The organism is Streptosporangium sp. NPDC049376 (assembly GCF_044466505.1).
Classification (GTDB): Bacteria; Actinomycetota; Actinomycetes; order Streptosporangiales; family Streptosporangiaceae; genus Streptosporangium.
This window is the reverse complement of the sequence record NZ_JBITMT010000051.1, coordinates 1-1,889: the sequence shown is the minus strand read 5'-3', so window position 1 is coordinate 1,889 and position 1,889 is coordinate 1. Positions and strand designations below refer to the sequence as shown.

The following is a 1,889-nucleotide window of genomic DNA, read 5'->3' as shown; positions in this document are numbered from 1 at the left end:
CTGCCCGCCTACATGGTCCCCACCGCCCTCGTCATCCTCGACACCCTCCCCCTCAACCACAACGGCAAAGTCGACCGCGACGCCCTGCCCGCCCCGGAGACGACGACGTCGGGCACGGCGCCGCGCACTCCGGTCGAGGGGATCCTCCGTGACCTGTTCGCGCAGGTGCTCGCCGTACCGGGGATCGGGGTCGACGACGACTTCTTCGCGCTCGGCGGGCACTCGCTGCTGGCCATGCGGGTGGTGGCCGGAATCAGGTCGGCGCTCTCCGTCGAGGTGCAGGTGCGGGAGGTCTTCGAGGCGCCGACCGTCGCCGCGCTCGCCACGGCGGTCGAGAGGGCGAGAGGACGCGGGACCAGGCCGCCGCTGGTCCGCTCGGAGGACTCCGGGGAGCCGTTGTTCTCCTACGCCCAGCACCGGATCTGGATCGTCGACCGGCTCGCCGAGTCCGCCGGGCTCTACACCATTCCGCTGGTCCTGCGCCTGTCCGGGCGGCTGGACCGGGCGGCGCTCGCGGCGGCGCTGCGTGATGTGGCCTTGCGGCACGAGACGCTGCGGACGGTCTTCCCCTCGCCGGACGGCCAGCGGGTGCTCGACGTCGTCCCCGGCCTGACGGTCACGGAGATCGGCGAGGCGGAGCTCGGTCCCGCCATCGAGCGGGAGGCCGCGCGCCCCTTCGACCTGTCGGCCGAGCCGCCGGTGCGGGCGTGCCTGTTCGCCCTCGGGCAGGGCGACCCCGACGAGCACGTGCTGGTCGTGCTGCTGCACCACATCGCCGCGGACGGCTGGTCGATGGCGCCGCTCAGGCGCGACCTGGCGACGGCCTACGCGGCCCGCACGCGGGGTGAGGCCCCGGAGTGGGAGCCGCTGCCCGTGCGTTACCGCGACTACACCCTGTGGCAGCGCGAGCTGCTCGGGGACGCGGCCGACCCGGACAGTCTCATGAGCGCGCAGACCGGTTTCTGGCGGCGGGCCCTGGCGGGGCTGCCCGAGGAACTGCCGCTGCCCGCCGACCGGCCCCGGCCGACGGTCCCGGGGCACGGAGGCGGTGCCGTGCCGCTGCGGATCCCGCCCGAGCTGCACGGGCGGCTGCTCACCCTGGCCAGGACCGGTCAGGCCACATTGTTCATGGTCCTGCAGGCGGGGCTGGCGGCGCTGCTGACCAGGCTCGGGGCGGGCGGCGACATACCGGTCGGCTCTCCCGTGGCGGGCCGTGCGGACGAGGCGCTGGACGACCTGGTCGGTTTCTTCGTCAACACGCTGGTGCTGCGCACCGACACCTCGGGCGATCCGAGTTTCCGTGAGCTGCTGGCCCGGGTCAGGGAGGCGGACCTGGCGGCGTACGCGCACCAGGACGTGCCGTTCGAGCATCTGGTCGAGGCGCTCAACCCGGTGCGGCTGCCCGGCCGCAACCCGCTCTTCCAGGTGATGCTGGCCCTGGAGAACACCCCCGACGACAGGACCGAGGTGCCCGGTCTGACGGTGACGCCGGACCCGGACTACTCGTTGTACGGCCTCAGCGGCGCCAAGTGCGACCTGCTGTTCGGTCTCAGCGAGGGGCCGTCGGGAATCCACGGGGTACTGCAGTACGCCACCGACCTGTTCGACCACGGCACGGCCGAGTCGATCGCCGGGTGGCTGACGAGGCTGCTGGAGGCGGTGGCGGCGGACCCCGACGTCCGGATCGGGCAGGTCGAGCTGCTCACCGCCGGGGAGCGGCGTGCCCTGGTGGAGGAGGGCAACGCCACCGCGGCGGCGCTGCCGTACGGTGACCTGGCCCGGTTGTTCGAGGCACGGGTCGCGGCGGACCCCGGCGCCGAAGCCGTGGTCTGCGGCACCACCCGCCTGACCGCCGCGGAGCTCAACGCCCGCGCCAACGCCCTGGCCTG

The 1,889-nt window shown here is 73.8% G+C and carries 1 protein-coding gene; it reads left to right on the top strand.

The window, feature by feature from the left end:
- A partial coding sequence (locus ACIBVQ_RS40510) for a condensation domain-containing protein (RefSeq protein ID WP_399184267.1) occupies window positions 1–1,889 on the top strand: 1,889 nt, incomplete at both ends.